Raw genomic sequence first — 15,768 nt, 5'->3', positions numbered from 1 at the left:
GATATAAGATTAATACGTATGTTGTTGTATGTAATAAGGTATACTGTCAAAAATATAAAGGACGAATAAGTGGTTGTCTGATTTTTAAGTTTAAATGTTAGCGGTTAAGAATTTTTTTATAGAATCCAATTTCTAGTTTTATTAAACGAAGTATTCTAATTATTAACCATTTAATGAACAACGAATACAGATTGAAATTTTGCTGTAATAGGTTATGTAGCTTTTTTGCTTCGAGTGGCAGCCCCTTGCGTTTTAAGAATATATAGTCGTTATAATAAGATACTTGAGTTTTCCAATTCCACCATCTTAGTGCTTTTATTTGGTCATTTTCAGATAACATAGTTATTATTTGGGAATGGATCGGTATGTCCTCCTTAACTCTTAAATATATACTCTTAAAACTGCGGCTTAATTGTTCCTGATGAATCCTCAGGTAGATTAGTGTAGAGTTATTTTTTCCTATAGAAGATATACTGGCTAAGCGTGTCCATAAATCAAAATCACCACTTACGATCATTTTATCATTAAATATACCAGTTTTCTTTAGAAAAAACCTATTAAGAGTTACGTTAGAAATATTTCCAGGAATACATCCCCACCTTATCGAAATATTTGCATATAGATGTGATGATATAATTTCAGGAGTTCCATCATTTTTAATATCTTTTATCTGTTTACTATCGTTATCGATATATTCAACTCCATGATAACTCATACTTATGAAAGGATATCTATTATGGAACAATTTGCAATTTGTTAAACAATCAGGTTTCATGATGTCATCTTGAGACCAAAGATGTATCAAATTGGTTGAGCTTTTCTCGATTAAGATATTTAAGGTTCCAAATAACCCTTTATTTACTTCGTTTTCTAATATGATAATTTTCCCAGGATTCTCATATGAGATTTTTTTTATTATGGCTAAACTATCATCAGTTGAACAGTCATCACAAACAATAAATTCGAAATTATTTAAGTCTTGCTGGAGTACTGAATATATTGACTCTTTCAAATATCTTGATCCATTGTAAACAGGTAATATTACGGATATTTCAAAACTGTTATTTCGCATTAGATACTGCTCTTCTCATTGGTTAATTTTTGAAGCTGATTTACTTCAAGCATGTTAATCTTTATTTATAACCAAAGATGTCACATATTTGCTTTAAAACACATATATGTAAATAAATTATTGAAATTTTACTCATATTAATTTTATTAGCTTTACGAAAATTAATCAGATTAGCTTAAGCAAAAGTAGTTTGCAGATTCAAAAGAAAAAGTTAATGATAAGTTTTAATTAGCAATATTAACCTATCTAATCTTATTTAACTCCCTAATTAAAGTATTTACTTGTTGATTAAAACACCAACTTGAAATAATTTCTCTGGATTTTTCTCCTAACATCATGCTTTCTCTTGGATTCTTAATAAAGTATGACATCAATTCTCGCAACTCTTTGCTTTTTTTGAGTTTAAAAATAAAACCATTAATTCCAGGTTTGACTAAGTCGATAGCACATCCCACTTGATCTGAAACTATTATAGCCTTACCTGCAGCCATAGCCTCATTAACTGCTAAACCCCAAGTTTCGTTCATAGAGGGCAAACAAAAAATATCGCAAGCTTGGTACACAATGGGCATTTGAGTCTGGTTCTGAAATTCTAAGAAATGAACTTGAGAATTGAGATTTCCAACTTGAGATTTGAGCTTATCTTCAAGCACGCCATTACCCACGAAAAGTAAATGAGCTTTTCTTATATTAGAAATAAATCCCTCAGGCTGGTTTCTGTTTTCCTCAACAGCACTAGTAAACTCCTTCAATAACAATTTAGGATTTTTATTAGGTTCTAATTTTCCAGCAAACAAAAATACCAATTCTTGTTGTGGGATGTTTAATTTCCTGCGGAGTTCGGCGGCCTCTGCATTATGATGGATCGCAAATCTGTCATTGTCAATAGCATGCGGTGCAAAGACTAATTGCTCTTCTTTAAGGCCAAATTGTTTGAAATATGCTTTGTTATTTAATCCTACGTAAAAAGCTATATCAACTTGATTATAAATCCAGCGTAAGTAAATGTTTTTTATGATTTTTTTGTACAGTGGCAAGTTGTTTAATAAGGTAGAATCGCCTCTAAACCAAATAGGGATCTTACCTTTAAAGTGGCGCATAACTTGTAAATGACTATGGTAGATGTAACCATATACCAAAATAGCATCAGGTGTAAATACATCAATTTTTTTAATAATATCAGGATTTACTATACCTTTTCCATGATGAGAGCCAGGATCAGGAGCTATATTCTCTAATAATTCATAGTCGTAATCTTCTAGAAAGGGCAAATCCCAAATGATCTCTTTGCGAAAATCTGGATCATATTTTGGGTCTACACCAGCTGTGCCCCAGGTATAAAATACTTTTAATCGACATTGCTTTGCTAGTAACTGGAAAACAGGAAAGTGATATTGGATAGGATGTGTGGTTATAATGGCTAACTTTTTCATTAGAACTTAACTCCTAAAACTTTCACCTTCAGAGCCCTCTCACACCTTATTTTTGCAAAATTAATGTCTTTGATATATATAGTGTTATGTTTTCCAAAATATTCAATTTCAGTAAAAATTCGAGTAAAGGGGTCATATAAGTAGGGAGCAAATCCAACTGTTTTGAGATAATGATGTATATCTTGATCTCTAAAGTTGTATCTTTCCCCACTACCATTAAGTTCTATAATTATCGCTTTTGTAGTTTCGCGATCTAATAATTCTTTACCCCCTTCAATCACTTCTCTTTCAAAACCTTCGACATCTATTTTTAGCAAAATGGGTTCGTAATCAATAAAGTTATCGAGCTGCTCCATTTTCACATTGATGCTGTTTTTCTCAAATTCGTTTTCAGCAATCGCGTGATTTACAGTATCATAATCAACTGTGAATTTTATTTCTCCATTTTGATTTCCTAAAGCTTTGTTATGTAAGGTTACCTTCTTTTGCAGTTGATTAAGTAGTATATTTTTTTCTAAAATAGAAAAGGTGGAAGGGACAGGTTCAAAAGCAATGGATTTAGCACCAATATATCCACTGGCCAAAAGGGTATAAGCTCCAACGTTGGCTCCAATATCACAGAATTTGTCTTCAGTTCTCAAAAAATGAAGTAAGAAGCCCATATCATTAAATTCATGGAGACCAGCATAAATATTCCCCGTTATGCCATGTAATCCTTTCTTTGCATAAAAAAGTACCTCGCCTGCAAAGGTTTTAACAATTAATTTTTTACAAATAGAAGATTGGATTTGCCATATAATGATACGAATAATAGCTGAAATAGGCTTTCTTTTTGAAAGTGGATGGTTAGTGATGAATGAAAATAGCCTTTTGAATTGCTGGACCATATAAGTTTTTTTAGAATCGACTATTATTTGTATTATAAAATTTTTTAATAACTATTTGTTATGGACTTGAACTGGTGATTTGCGTCATATATCAAATTTTTTTTAATGCATCTGCTAAAATTTTTGTAGCTGCTTTTGCTGAATATTGCTCTAAATATTCGGCGTTAATGGTATGGGCATTAAAGCCAGATCTGAATGATAAAAATGAGTTCCATTTATTGTCAAAGTTATTGCTAATAGCTAAAAGATCATTTTCACCATTAAAAGCTAACACAATACCAACTCTGCTTTGTTCTATAATTTGACATGCAGTACTATCACTGTGAAGTATGGCAAATATAGGCTTCTGTGACAAAGCTGCTTGATAGACTTTCGAAGGAGTGTAATGTGGCTCGGTACTTCCTAATATAAATGCTCCATCCGCAGCTATTAAATGGGTGAGAACATCTAAATACGGGATACGTTTTGGATATTCAAAAAATACTGTCTGCCACAAATTATATTTTATAGCTAGTTTTTTTATGTTAAAGCCATGGGAATCATTTGGAGATTTACCAGACCCAATAAAGTGAATACGAATATTGCTGAAAGAGTTTGGAGCTTTAGATATCGCCTTCATAACCATTTCCAGGGGCTTAAACGCTTTTGGCAGCATTGCGCCACCGTAAACAAAGTCTAATATTTCATTTTTTTTTTCGAATAAATAAGGCTTCGACTTCGTTTTTTTTAAAATCTTAACGTCATTTTCTTCGCCTCCATATGGCATTGATGCGGTAATAACTTGAGTTTTTAATGCGGTGTTACGTTCAAGTACGCCTTCATAATAGCTGAGGGCTACACCTGTAATTAGACTAGCTTTTTTAACAGCTATTGGCTCTAACCATTCCCCGATTTTCATACTCCACCAGTGTTTGGAAAATTTTTTTTCTGTGCCTGGCCATTGGTGTACCCATGGATCGATGTAATCAATACCGTATTTTATGCCAGTTTTAAAGTGCGCCAAGCGCCCGATTAAAGCCGTGAAGTGGGATGGAATTGTAATGTAAAGAAAATCTATTTGTTCGGTTTCAATCAGTTTAACTACAGCTTTGTAAAGTTGATAAAATGCTCTTACACCTATATCCCCAATTAAACGAAGAGGTTTAGTTGATATCGCTTTCGTTTTTATAATTCTCAGGCTTTGAGGGAGCAAGCTTTCTAAATTGTAATCTAACGCTTCCTCATAGTATCGCTCATGTACCGTAACTATTATCGGCTCCCATCCAAACTCTGGCAAATGCTGGGCAAATAAGCGACTTCTGTGCACAGCTGCTAAATTAGACGGTGGAAAATGCGGAGAAATAATTATTATTTTTTTCAAACCGATTAATTGTGACTGGAGAGTTCAATAATGTTGGCTAATTCGTTTTCCCAAAAACAATCCTTCTCTCTAGCCTTAATAGAATTCATTTTTAAGTTGTTTAATAGTTCTCTATTTTTATGGAGTTTAACGATACATGCAGCAAGTTCATCTGCGTCACCTGGTGTGTATATTAATCCGTTGTGATATTCGTTAATAGTTTCCACAATACCAGCAGTGCTTGAGGTTATGATTGCCAAACCAGCACCAATAAAATCAAATAACTTGTTGGATGAAGTATATTCTTGATTAAGTTCTTTTGGCAACTCTCCTATAATGCCAATGTCATAGTGACTTATAGACTTTACAATTAAAGTAGGATCTGCTGAGGGTAAAAGGTAAATTGAGTTTTCACTCATGAATTCCTTCTTTAGCCTCTCAAGTAGCATTATGTTACTTTGGTCAATCTCACCCTGTAAATATAAATCACATTTACACCTTGCTTTTAAAACGGCTTCTATAATAATATGCACTCCACGAATATTTCCAATGTTAATTGATTTGCCATGCCAGACTAATTTCAAAGTTTCATTATATTGGTGACCTTGGTTATAGGGTATTTCTTTTTTTATAGGAACATTCCGAACACGATAGATTGGATTAGTCAATTTATATTTTTTTTTCAATGCTGCTAACATCACATTAGTAGTAGCAAAAATTGCGTCAAAATTATTAAAGTGTTTTTGTTCAATAGCCTCAACCCAATCTCTTTTCTCTGATTGAAAAAGTTTATACTGTCCAGTAAAGAACTCTTGAGAGTCAAATATAACTTTTGCATTTGGGTTCAAACTATTTTTTGCTGCGATAGCATGGGGAAGGGTGTCAATTAAGTTTGTAATTATTAGATCAAACTTAATTTCTGGAAATTTACTTAGTAAAAGAGTTTTATTTAATATTCCCTTATTAGGTAGCAACTGTAATTTAAAAAAAGTCCAAACCTTTAAATTTATTATGTGTAACAAGCTACTCAAGAACCATAAAATTCTAGATCTAAAACTTGTTTTAGAAACATCTATGATATGAAAACTAATAGATGGATATAATTTCTTTATTTCAACATATAGGTTTTTTTCTTTTTGAATAGTACGAGCAGTGAGAACATGTACTTCGTGCCCAATGCTATCTAAAAAGATCGCAGTTTTTCTTAAGCGTGGCTCCGAAAAAAGTTCATTCGGACAGATAATTAGTGTTTTCATTCTAGTCCAGCTAAAATTTTGGCGATTTTTATACTAGCCATGCCATCACCAAATGGATTAATTACTGTTTTTAATGAGTCAGAGTATTGTTTATCATCAAGTATTTGAATCGTTTTCTCTTTGATTAGGGCTTCATTTGTTCCGACCAAGAAACCTAAACCACAGGTAATTAGTTCGGGCCTTTCGGTTTCTTCTCGAAGAATTAGTACGGGTTTATTAAATTCTGGAGCTTCCTCTTGAATGCCCCCAGAATCTGTCCATATGATATGAGAATTATTAATTAATTCCAACAGTGACAAATAGTTAACAGGCTTAATCAAAGAAACCCTGTCAATTTGGCCTAACTCTTTGTAAACTATATCCATAACATGTGGGTTTGGATGTACTGGCCAGGTTACCCAAACATTTTCATAAATTGAAAGAATATCTCTAATTGCATTACAAATGTGTTTAATGCCCTCTTTATGGTTTTCTCTGCGATGAGCTGTTACGAGAATATGAACTTTATTGTCTTCTACTTTAGTTAATAACCTTTTCTTTACGAGTTTTAAAGTGTCAATAATTGTATTGCCTGTTACGTAAATAGTCTCTGCTTTAACTCCATCCTGAATCAAATTTGTTTTCGCATTTTCAGTTGGAGCGAAATTGATATTGGAAATTAGACTAACGGTCCTTCGATTAAATTCTTCAGGGAATGGCGAGTTAATGTTTCTGCTTCTTAAGCCAGCTTCAAGATGGCAAATTTTGATGCTTTTATTAAAAGCAGCTAAAGCAGTACTCATAACTGTTGTAGTATCGCCTTGAATAAGCACAAAATCAGGCTTTAATTCATCGAATAGATGGTCACAAGCAAGTACAATTTTACTTACTATTGAATTTAATGATTGCCCCTCTGTCATAATATTAAGATAGATGTCTGCACTATAATTGAAAAAAGATTCTAATTCAAGTACCATATCTCTATGTTGACCCGTATTTATAACGCTCAACAATATGTTGTCTATTTTCAACAATTCTCTAATTAGAGGATAAACTTTTAAAAACTCTGGCCTAGTGCCATAAACTATTAAGATTCTCATAATTTCTAACAATGAAATCTCCCGATCAAACCTTTAGCCAATGTTTTAGTGTGGTGGTTAGTTTCCATCCAAATAATAGATTTAAAATTTTAGTGATGCCCCCTGCTGGAAATTTAAAATTTGGGCTAGGTAGTTTGGCTAATTCTTCATCTACTCTATCTATAAGCTTTGTATAGCTGGGATAAATTTGATATTTTAGATTTTGCCACATATTAGCGCAACATATTTTTATATTTTCACTGTTTGGATATTTCAATAAGGCTAATTCTATACCGCGCTTTAATGAGTAATAATTAGATAGGTAAAAAAATTCACTTTTTTTGCTAGATAAACCTTCAATACCACTTCGATAGTAAAAATCACTATTACTATAAATAATTCTATCGCAATGAAAAAACAATTCATTAAAGAACTGAAAGTCGTCATTTAAGGTCAAACTTTCGTCCCATAATGGGGTTTGTTCCACTAACTTTCGTGAAAAAAACAATCTTCCTGGCGGTGTGTTATGGGCTGCCGTATGCCAGTATGCTAATATCCATTCTTCATAAGTTAGATTAACTTGCATAACGTTTGGATCATTTTTGAACGATGACAGATCATCACGATAAAATCTACCCCAGTTAGCTGCTACAATATCATTTTCAGATTTAATGCATTTTAACTGGCATTCTATAAAATCATTTGGTATCCAGTCATCCGCATCAAAAAATACAATATATTTTCCTGCTGAATTTAAGAAGGAATGATTTCTAGCTGAAGCTGCATTCTTTCTGGGATTTTGAAGTACCGCTAAACGTGTATCTGAATATGACTTTAAAATACTAAGAGTTTTATCAGTTGATCCATCGTCCACTACAACCAACTCTAAATTTCTATAGGTTTGATTAAGTAGGCAATCCATGGTTTGGTTGATATATTTTTCTGCGTTATAAGCTGGTATGCAGATTGATATTAATGGTTCTTTATAATCTTTTTCCATGCTTTGGTAAAATAACCATATTTTGAAATATCGACATAGTGATGCAAAGCGCCATTTTGAAAATGAATATCCGTAGGACTAGGCCAAACGATATAGTCTGTTCGCGGAAAAACTGTTAGGTTTTTTTGACTAGTTAATAATAGCGAAGTAATGAATTGTTCCATATAATAACTACTGCCATAATTCTCCTCAATATCTTTTATCAACCTTTCAATTTCATCAAAATTTACATTCTTCGTATGGAGTCCATAAAAACCAGCATTAATTTTATGATCAATTGTTTTTTTTGCTATATTTTCTATTTGATATTGATTATAGCCATAACTTCTCATGATATCTTCTATAGCAAAAGCAGAATTTGAATTTCCGTAATTTAAGGTTAACCAATTTAAAAAATCGCTAGGCCTATTTACAAATAGCATATCAGAATCCAAATAAACTTTTAATCCCGGATCATTCCCAGAATGTAAGAAAAACAATTTGTTGAAAAAGAACAATTCAGTAATTTTTTTATTTATATATGGATAATCATTTTTAGGAAATTTATTTCTTACTTTTTCTACAGTTTCGTTATAGGTAAAGATTTGTAGCTGAGGAAATTTAGCTTTTAAAAGTTCTATTGTTTTTTTTTTTAAGCTTTTATCATCATACAAGGATATAGAGAAATTTTTTGCTTCTTCATAAGTTAGCCACTTCGAAAAACTATAAATGCAAAAAAGTGTCTGATGAATAAACTTTTCTCCAGTTAAGAAATTTAGCTTGAATTTACCAAAATTATTGAAAGGACTTGAAAAAGCTAAATTATCAAAAGCGTAATTTCGCATTTCAGCTTCTCCATCTAGCATTTCAGTATATTTTATCTTACCACCGTATCTTTTAATAGTATCTCTTTTTTCTATTGGGCGATAATAATATTTGTAAAGTAACTTCCCTAAAAATGACATATTATAGGGTTAAATAGTTGACTAATTGTTTATGAATATAATCTGGGTTAAACATCGTGCTACTAAATAATTCTATCATATTTAGCGTTTCTGTAGTTGTTATTTTTGTGGCTAAAAGTTCATATAGCTCTTTTTGGTTATACTCTTTTAAATATAATGGCCATTTATTTTTAATGCACCATTTACCTAAAGCAGACTCGATAGGTGCGATTATAATTGTAGGGATGCCCATTCTAGTATATTGAATAAATTTACTCGGAAAACAAGTTTTAATCCAAGGCATTTCTATTAAAAGTTGTGGATATGGAATAATACAAGCTTTGCATGTTGCTATAAGGAAATCATTTGATTCTTTTGCCGTTTCGAATAATGTTTGATAACGTACATTCGTATATGAATAAGAAAGGTATTTAGCGTTATCGTTATTTCCTATAATATAAAAAGGTACTCTAATATGATAAAGAAAAAGTGATACTTTCTCTAAATATGGAATTACCTCATTGTAAACAGATCCAGAGTATGCAATAGCTTTATTCTTTGTTGGAATTGGCAGCTTATCATTTTCTCTTGCATCTTCAGGTATAGGATAAAGAAGTTTCAATTTCTTGCTAAACTGTGGCCAATTATCTATCAAGGCCTCTGACGCAATGAAGACAAACCGACTAACTTCTAATATTTTTTTTGAATTTTCAATAGAGATTTTTTTTGATTTGTGGCTATTTAATTCCGATGTGTCATCATGGAAAAAGCTATAAAGTGGCAAACCTGTTTTTATCTGAACAAATGAACAAAATGTAGCCAAAAAATCTCCATAAACGAAGCCAATTAAAGTATCAATTTGGTTATCCTCAATTATTGCTTTAGCATGCAGTTGATAATAGTCGAAAAATCTGATTTTTTGAAGTATACCATATGGCTTGTAAGGGGGATAATACCATTTACGATTTGGTAATAAATGAATTCTAAATACGGAATCTAAATCTTTTTTCCTGTTCGCATAAGAATTTACATCAGTTAAGATATGTATAGTGTGACCTTCGGATATTAATCTTTTAAAGTGCCGATGAAATACCACATCACTTGCATAAGTGTTTATTGGAAGAATTTCTGATATAAAAAGGATGTTCATGAAAACTATATTTTCATTTCCCGTGAAATTTTGGCTAATAGTCGAGTGATTAGAGAAGGCACCTTCTTTGGAATAGGGTAACTAGAGTTATAATATTTTACAGATTCGTAACTTACATGGCTATGATAATTGATATCATTTAGATAGTCAAGATATAAAGATTTCATTTCTGGCCGATTTTGAAATGTAAATCTTCCATCATCTCGAGGCATTAATTTTTCAAGTTTCTTATCGAAACTGCTGAAATGATAGAAAAAGAGATCTTCAGTATTATTTACCATGAACTTTCCTGCTTCTAAATGAATTGCTCTATCATGAAGATTCCAATATGCTGCATTAAAACCCGGATGATCTATAACCAAAACCTCATTAAATAGGGAAGGTACTAGATTAAGCCATATTTGATCAGTAAAATATCCTTCCTTTAAATCGATAATGCATTTTTCGTTCAACCTTTCGCACCACCAATGTAGAAATTTTTCAGATATCTCAGATCTTTTTAAGCCTAAGAAACCCAAATTATATATTCCATGATTGAGAAATAAATTTTCCTGCGGGAACAATCCATCAAATGGAACAGGCTTCAGGATATGTGGAGTTAGCAAAATAGACTTTTTTTTCCAGAATTTCTCAAAATTATTTAATGACTGGTATACTTTGATATCTGGGTCAAAATAATAGATTGTTTGAGCATCAGTGTATTCAAAAAGATAATTAAAGGCGGCACCTTTGATTGCTGTATTAAATTCTACAATACTGTAGTTTTCCAGCTGCCATTGCAAATTTGGTATTTTTAACTGATCGGGTGTCAATATTTTGTCAAAGCCAAGCTGCTCGTAATTTATCTTATTCGATTTTTGGTCTGCAAGAAAAAGGTACACAACGGCTTCTGATTTTTTCTTTATAGAATTCACCAAAACCCTCGCTTTGCTTAAGTAGTTATTTGAACAAATAGTAAATGCAATCATTTCTTAGCCTTTAAAAGCATTTTAAAAATAGTTTTCTTATATATTAAGACACTATATAAGTAAAGACTCTTTAAAAATCTCCCATTCATTAATTGTTGATGGGCTTCTTTCTGGATTTTTATATTTAGTAAATTAAATTTGTGGACTCGATAAGGATGATGCTTAATTACAATGTCATCAAAATCAGATATAAAATTAGCGTCCGTTTGAGAACTTAACCCACCTCCTCGAAATTTTGCAATAATAAGATCAATATGGTGGAATCTAAATTGAGTTGCTAATCTAATATTTAAATCATGATCTGCACAGATCTTGTATAATTGATTAAAGGTTTCGGAATTATTAAACATTCGTTTGTTATAAAAAATAGATTGATGACAGATATTGTTAGAAATAATCTTCTCTATTGAGAAATGACCATCATAAACCTCTCCATCTTTTGCCCATCCTGCGTCTCCAACAACAAGAACGCTTCCGTATATAGCCATATTTCTTGAAGTCTTCAGCAGCTCATAAACATTATCAAATACACGTTTGCCAAACAATTCGTCATCACTACCTAAAAAATAAATCCATTCACCTTTAGCTGTTGTTATCCCCTTATTCATTGCATCATAAACACCTGAATCTATTTCTGAATAAACTTTTATTCGATTATCATTGAAAGAGTTGATACTTTTTAAAGTATCATCATCCGAGATGCAATCTCTTATAATAATCTCATAGTCCTGAAAGGTTTGGCTTAATATACTACATACGCATTTTTTTATATGTAGCTCGCTGTTTTTTGTGGGTATAATTATAGTAATGAAAGGATTACTTTTTACCAATTTAATATTTGGATCTGAATACAACGTAGTTAATTTTGAAGCAAAACATCAATGATTTTAAAAGAGGCTCATTGAATGCTTTAGAAATTATTAAAGCAATTTCAATAAATTTATGCCAAGGAATTCCCTTATAATGCGACTTCAAAACCATAGCTAGATTATTTTTTGACTCGATGTGTATTTCGCTAAGCTTCACGCCATATATGTATTGATCTGCATTATTAAATTTGTTATTAATCCAAGATATGAATTCAAGGTGACCGAAGATTAAACGCGATTTATTTTTCGCGGCATTTGAAGAAATATTTTTACCACTTCTTCTCCACTCAACCCGGGGACCTTCAATTGTGTAAAGTCCTTTCGGATACGAAAAATTAATAGATGTCGCCCAATCACTTGCTTGTCCTTGAATAAAATTAACAAAACCTCCGAGCTCATTATACTTCTGTTTTTTAAATATATGGTCTGGCATAGAATTTCCTCTTTTCCATTTTAGTATATTTATCGCTAAACTCATTGGGTTCTCTAATTTTGGACTAACTTTTGCTGCTGCAAGAAAAATATCATCTGCATCAATTATAGAGGTATTAAATCTATATACATCGTAGAAAGAACTGGTAATGCTTAAGGCTTCGTAAAATTTTTCTACACAATTTGAGTCCGCCAAGTCATCGTCTGAAAAAAGCCATATCCATTTTTCATCTCCTGCCAAATTAACGCATCTTTCCCACTGTGCAACTAAGTCTTTCCCACCTAAATTTCTTTCAAACCTATGATAATTCAAGTTGATTCTATCAGCAAACTGATTGCATACTTCTTTCAATGAATAAGGACTGCAGTCATCTCCAACATATAAATTGAAATTTTTATTTGTTTGAGAACAAATTGAATTTAAAGCCTTCTCAAAGTATTCTTGCTTATATGCTGGAATTATAATGGCCAGTTCAATCATTTAATTTGCAAAACTAATATTCGATAAGCTTACTCTAACTCTTAGAACTCCTTTTGAAAAATTAATTCTTCCCTTTTTTGACCTTAAAGTATTCACTATTTATAATAATTGAAAATGTTAAGCGATCTATATATATACTTAAATATACTTCTGAAAGGATGTTGAATGTCATTTGAGTACATTTTAGACTTTGAATAATGAGACGCCAATTCACTAAGTATTTGATTTCCACGTTTACTCATTAGATAATTTATTGTAGCATTATTTTTATCCTCTGAATTTATTTGAGTAATCATCGAATCACTTAATATTCTATATTCATAAAGTTCTTCGTCGATAAAATGAAATTTGAAACCATTGAAGTAGCTATTTAACCAGAAATCCCAATCCTCTACTCCTTGATATGGCATTTTATCATCATAACCTTTATTCTTAAGCCAGACATCTTTTCTAAATACGGCACAGGCATCAATATAATTATGGAAAATTAAGTCGGATCCATTAAATTCTATAGGTTTGAATTTTCTATCGATTGTTACTTCGCCAAAGAAACTTGGTTTTGCATAAACAATATCGTAACTATTTGTGTCTAAAAGCTGTATAGCTTTTTTAATATAATCGGCTTTAATTTTATTATCTGCATCTAGAGGCAAAATGTATTTACCTCTAGCTTTTCCTATACCTACATTCCTTGCGGCAGCTAAACCAGCATTTGTTTGCTGAATTATCTGATAATTAAGAACTTTGAGCTCCTCCATTTTATTAATAGTGTAAAGGTCTGTGGAGCCATCATCTACAATGATAATTTCAACTGGTTGGTCTTGATAAGTTAAAACACTATCAATGGCCTCTTGTATGTATTGACCATGGTTATAACATGGAATGACCACTGTTAGCATCATTGAGTTTTTTTTGCCACAACAACATAATTCATCGTATTAGAATTGTCATTGATCTCATCATCAATTTTCTGAAAAAAAGTATTAACTCCCTTAATCCCTCCAAATAATTGAAAAGATTTACGTAAGAATATTCCTTTTAATCCTTTAATATTATAAACACTTGGCAATAATGCATGTAAAAATGCTTGTCCAGCTACAGACCATTTACCTCCGTTTGATTTTATTTCGACAATCTCAAAGCCAGCTTTTTCTAAAATGTATTTAAAGCCATGTTTGGTAAATCTAAAGAAGTCATAAGGTTCTTCATGTAAGGGCCAGTACATTGGGCCGCTAACAATAAAAATTCCATTTGGCTTCAATAATCTATAAGCTTCATTTACTAAGCCCTGATGATCTTCCACATGCTCTATTGTTTGGGTTGAAATTACTGTTTCAAATAAACTGTTTTCCAAAGGAATTTTATTCGCAGGGCATAAATAATCAACTTTGTTATCACTAGATTGAATAATATCAACGCCTGTATATTTACTAATTTTATGCTGTAATTTATTTTCGTAAGGCTTATTGCCACATCCAATATCTAATAAATTACCTAGAGCATACTTTTCAAATGCATCAAATAAATCTCGATGATAATACTTATAATGTAAATAATATAAATCATCAATTTTTATATCTGTTGTGTTTAAACGGCCAAGTTTCTCTTCTCTCATATAGTTATTTTCTCCCAAATAAAGTCTTCAGTGTATACACAAGTGTTTTTTTGCCAGCCCCATTCGATGACCTTATTGGGCATAACCACTTCGAATTCACAAATTCTATGGACTTCTTCAAACTTGAATTTACCCTTAGTTTCAGCTAAGTGCATTATTAAATAATAGGTATTAGCGTACAGCTTACATTTGGGGAGTATACAACGCATTTTGTTAACACCACTTTTTCTCAATAGGGGCGATTCTGTATCAAATAAGTAGGTATAAATTATGGGAATTTCCTTTGAATTGCAAATTTGTAATGATACTGACATGCCTTCTATAATCTCAGGCATGTTGATGTCAATATCTATAATTAGATCTTCTCCATTCATGTGAGTACCATCTTTTTCTGATGTTATAACTTCTACTTTCGTAAAAGATGGGCTGTTAGCATTTGGATCTTTGATATAAATACCAACTTCATTTGTATCTGTTTCTAAATATTTCTGAATAGTAGTTTCTGTCTTGTCGTATAAGTTTAATTCACCATTTTTTAGATAAAGTGATTTGGTTGTGAGTGTTGCTACAGCATCCATATTATGGCTCACAAATAATACGGTTCTACCTTCGCCTTTACTGACATCATTCATCTTGCCCAGGCATTTTTTCTGGAATTCTGCATCACCAACCGCCAATACTTCATCAACAATTAAAATTTCAGATTCTAGGTGTGCTGCCACGGCAAAGGCTAAACGAACATACATGCCAGATGAATATCTTTTAACTGGCGTATCCAAGTATCGCTCAATTCCCGCAAAATCTACAATCTCTTCCAATTTCCGCTGTATTTCTTTTTTGCGCATACCTAAGATTGCACCATTAAGAAAAATGTTTTCTCTGCCGCTCAATTCTGGATGAAATCCTGTTCCAACTTCCAATAAACTTGCAATCCTACCTTTTCCAGAGATCTTGCCTGTAGTAGGCGCAGTTACTTTGCTTAATATTTTTAAGAGCGTACTTTTGCCAGCACCATTCCGCCCAATAATGCCAACGGCATCGCCATGTTCAATTTCAAAATTAATATCCTTTAAACTCCAGACTACGTCGCTTTCACTTTTTGTATTTTGGTTATTGTTTTCGCCTATTCTTAACAATGGATCTTCTTTGCCTCGCATGCGGGCATACCAGCGCTCCAAATCACGACTGATCGTGCCTGTGCCGATTTGGCCAAGCTGATAGGCTTTAGAGAGCTTTTCTACTTTTATAGCAATGTTATTCGACAAGCTTTTTTGGATTTGGCGTT

General features: G+C 32.1%; 15 protein-coding genes. All 15 read right to left on the bottom strand.

Annotated features, from left to right (window positions below):
* Window positions 1-97: 97 nt before the first annotated feature.
* Entirely contained in the window at window positions 98-1,072 is a 975-nt protein-coding gene (locus tag ACZZZI_RS04215) for a glycosyltransferase family A protein (RefSeq protein ID WP_344765113.1), read from the bottom strand.
* A gap of 242 nt (window positions 1,073-1,314) precedes the next feature.
* Window positions 1,315-2,505 carry a glycosyltransferase family 4 protein gene (locus ACZZZI_RS04210; protein ID WP_463488666.1) on the bottom strand — a complete coding sequence of 397 codons (1,191 nt, stop codon included), beginning with the start codon at window positions 2,503-2,505 and terminating at the stop codon, window positions 1,315-1,317.
* Window positions 2,505-3,392 (bottom strand): FkbM family methyltransferase, encoded by an 888-nt coding sequence (locus ACZZZI_RS04205; protein WP_463488665.1) that lies wholly within the window; start codon window positions 3,390-3,392, stop codon window positions 2,505-2,507. Before ACZZZI_RS04205 ends, ACZZZI_RS04210 begins: the two co-directional genes overlap by 1 nt.
* A gap of 91 nt (window positions 3,393-3,483) precedes the next feature.
* Window positions 3,484-4,752 (bottom strand): glycosyltransferase family protein, encoded by a 1,269-nt coding sequence (locus ACZZZI_RS04200; protein WP_463488664.1) that lies wholly within the window; start codon window positions 4,750-4,752, stop codon window positions 3,484-3,486.
* Between the two features lie 5 nt (window positions 4,753-4,757).
* Entirely contained in the window at window positions 4,758-5,987 is a 1,230-nt protein-coding gene (locus tag ACZZZI_RS04195; RefSeq protein ID WP_463488663.1) for a glycosyltransferase, read from the bottom strand.
* Complete coding sequence (gene wecB, locus ACZZZI_RS04190; RefSeq protein ID WP_463488662.1) at window positions 5,984-7,066, bottom strand: non-hydrolyzing UDP-N-acetylglucosamine 2-epimerase; 1,083 nt, start codon at window positions 7,064-7,066, stop codon at window positions 5,984-5,986. Before wecB ends, ACZZZI_RS04195 begins: the two co-directional genes overlap by 4 nt.
* A gap of 25 nt (window positions 7,067-7,091) precedes the next feature.
* Complete coding sequence (locus ACZZZI_RS04185; RefSeq protein ID WP_463488661.1) at window positions 7,092-8,045, bottom strand: glycosyltransferase family 2 protein; 954 nt, start codon at window positions 8,043-8,045, stop codon at window positions 7,092-7,094.
* A complete protein-coding gene (locus ACZZZI_RS04180) occupies window positions 8,018-8,989 on the bottom strand; it encodes a hypothetical protein (protein WP_463488660.1) in 972 nt (323 codons plus the stop codon). The genes ACZZZI_RS04185 and ACZZZI_RS04180 overlap by 28 nt, the downstream gene beginning before the upstream one ends.
* A gap of 1 nt (window position 8,990) precedes the next feature.
* Window positions 8,991-10,118 carry a glycosyltransferase family protein gene (locus tag ACZZZI_RS04175; protein ID WP_463488659.1) on the bottom strand — a complete coding sequence of 376 codons (1,128 nt, stop codon included), beginning with the start codon at window positions 10,116-10,118 and terminating at the stop codon, window positions 8,991-8,993.
* Between the two features lie 5 nt (window positions 10,119-10,123).
* Window positions 10,124-11,086: a hypothetical protein gene (locus tag ACZZZI_RS04170; RefSeq protein WP_463488658.1), complete on the bottom strand. Its 963-nt coding sequence runs from the start codon at window positions 11,084-11,086 to the stop codon at window positions 10,124-10,126.
* On the bottom strand, window positions 11,083-11,940 hold the full coding sequence (locus tag ACZZZI_RS04165) for a glycosyltransferase (protein ID WP_463488657.1): 858 nt from the start codon (window positions 11,938-11,940) through the stop codon (window positions 11,083-11,085). The genes ACZZZI_RS04170 and ACZZZI_RS04165 overlap by 4 nt, the downstream gene beginning before the upstream one ends.
* Window positions 11,918-12,868, bottom strand: coding sequence for a glycosyltransferase family 2 protein (locus ACZZZI_RS04160; RefSeq protein ID WP_463488656.1), 951 nt, complete (start codon window positions 12,866-12,868; stop codon window positions 11,918-11,920). The genes ACZZZI_RS04165 and ACZZZI_RS04160 overlap by 23 nt, the downstream gene beginning before the upstream one ends.
* 95 nt (window positions 12,869-12,963) lie before the next feature.
* Complete coding sequence (locus ACZZZI_RS04155) at window positions 12,964-13,770, bottom strand: glycosyltransferase family 2 protein (protein ID WP_463488655.1); 807 nt, start codon at window positions 13,768-13,770, stop codon at window positions 12,964-12,966.
* Window positions 13,767-14,483, bottom strand: coding sequence for a class I SAM-dependent methyltransferase (locus tag ACZZZI_RS04150; protein ID WP_463488654.1), 717 nt, complete (start codon window positions 14,481-14,483; stop codon window positions 13,767-13,769). The genes ACZZZI_RS04155 and ACZZZI_RS04150 overlap by 4 nt, the downstream gene beginning before the upstream one ends.
* Window positions 14,480-15,748 (bottom strand): ABC transporter ATP-binding protein, encoded by a 1,269-nt coding sequence (locus tag ACZZZI_RS04145; protein WP_463488653.1) that lies wholly within the window; start codon window positions 15,746-15,748, stop codon window positions 14,480-14,482. Before ACZZZI_RS04145 ends, ACZZZI_RS04150 begins: the two co-directional genes overlap by 4 nt.
* Window positions 15,749-15,768 lie beyond the last annotated feature (20 nt).

The organism is Pedobacter sp. AC190, from assembly GCF_979258025.1.
Note: the sequence above shows the minus strand (reverse complement) of the source record. Positions and strands in the feature narration are given on the sequence as shown.

Excerpts from the sequence above, each read along its gene's own strand:
- ACZZZI_RS04215 (WP_344765113.1), bottom strand. The coding sequence starts at position 1,072 with ATGCGAAATAACAGTTTTGAAATATCCGTAATATTACCTGTTTACAAT.
- ACZZZI_RS04150 (WP_463488654.1), bottom strand. The coding sequence starts at position 14,483 with ATGAGAGAAGAGAAACTTGGCCGTTTAAACACAACAGATATAAAAATT.
- ACZZZI_RS04205 (WP_463488665.1), bottom strand. The coding sequence starts at position 3,392 with ATGGTCCAGCAATTCAAAAGGCTATTTTCATTCATCACTAACCATCCA.
- wecB (WP_463488662.1), bottom strand. The coding sequence starts at position 7,066 with ATGAGAATCTTAATAGTTTATGGCACTAGGCCAGAGTTTTTAAAAGTT.
- ACZZZI_RS04185 (WP_463488661.1), bottom strand. The coding sequence starts at position 8,045 with ATGGAAAAAGATTATAAAGAACCATTAATATCAATCTGCATACCAGCT.
- ACZZZI_RS04155 (WP_463488655.1), bottom strand. The coding sequence starts at position 13,770 with ATGATGCTAACAGTGGTCATTCCATGTTATAACCATGGTCAATACATA.
- ACZZZI_RS04170 (WP_463488658.1), bottom strand. The coding sequence starts at position 11,086 with ATGATTGCATTTACTATTTGTTCAAATAACTACTTAAGCAAAGCGAGG.
- ACZZZI_RS04180 (WP_463488660.1), bottom strand. The coding sequence starts at position 8,989 with ATGTCATTTTTAGGGAAGTTACTTTACAAATATTATTATCGCCCAATA.
- ACZZZI_RS04175 (WP_463488659.1), bottom strand. The coding sequence starts at position 10,118 with ATGAACATCCTTTTTATATCAGAAATTCTTCCAATAAACACTTATGCA.
- ACZZZI_RS04210 (WP_463488666.1), bottom strand. The coding sequence starts at position 2,505 with ATGAAAAAGTTAGCCATTATAACCACACATCCTATCCAATATCACTTT.
- ACZZZI_RS04195 (WP_463488663.1), bottom strand. The coding sequence starts at position 5,987 with ATGAAAACACTAATTATCTGTCCGAATGAACTTTTTTCGGAGCCACGC.
- ACZZZI_RS04160 (WP_463488656.1), bottom strand. The coding sequence starts at position 12,868 with ATGATTGAACTGGCCATTATAATTCCAGCATATAAGCAAGAATACTTT.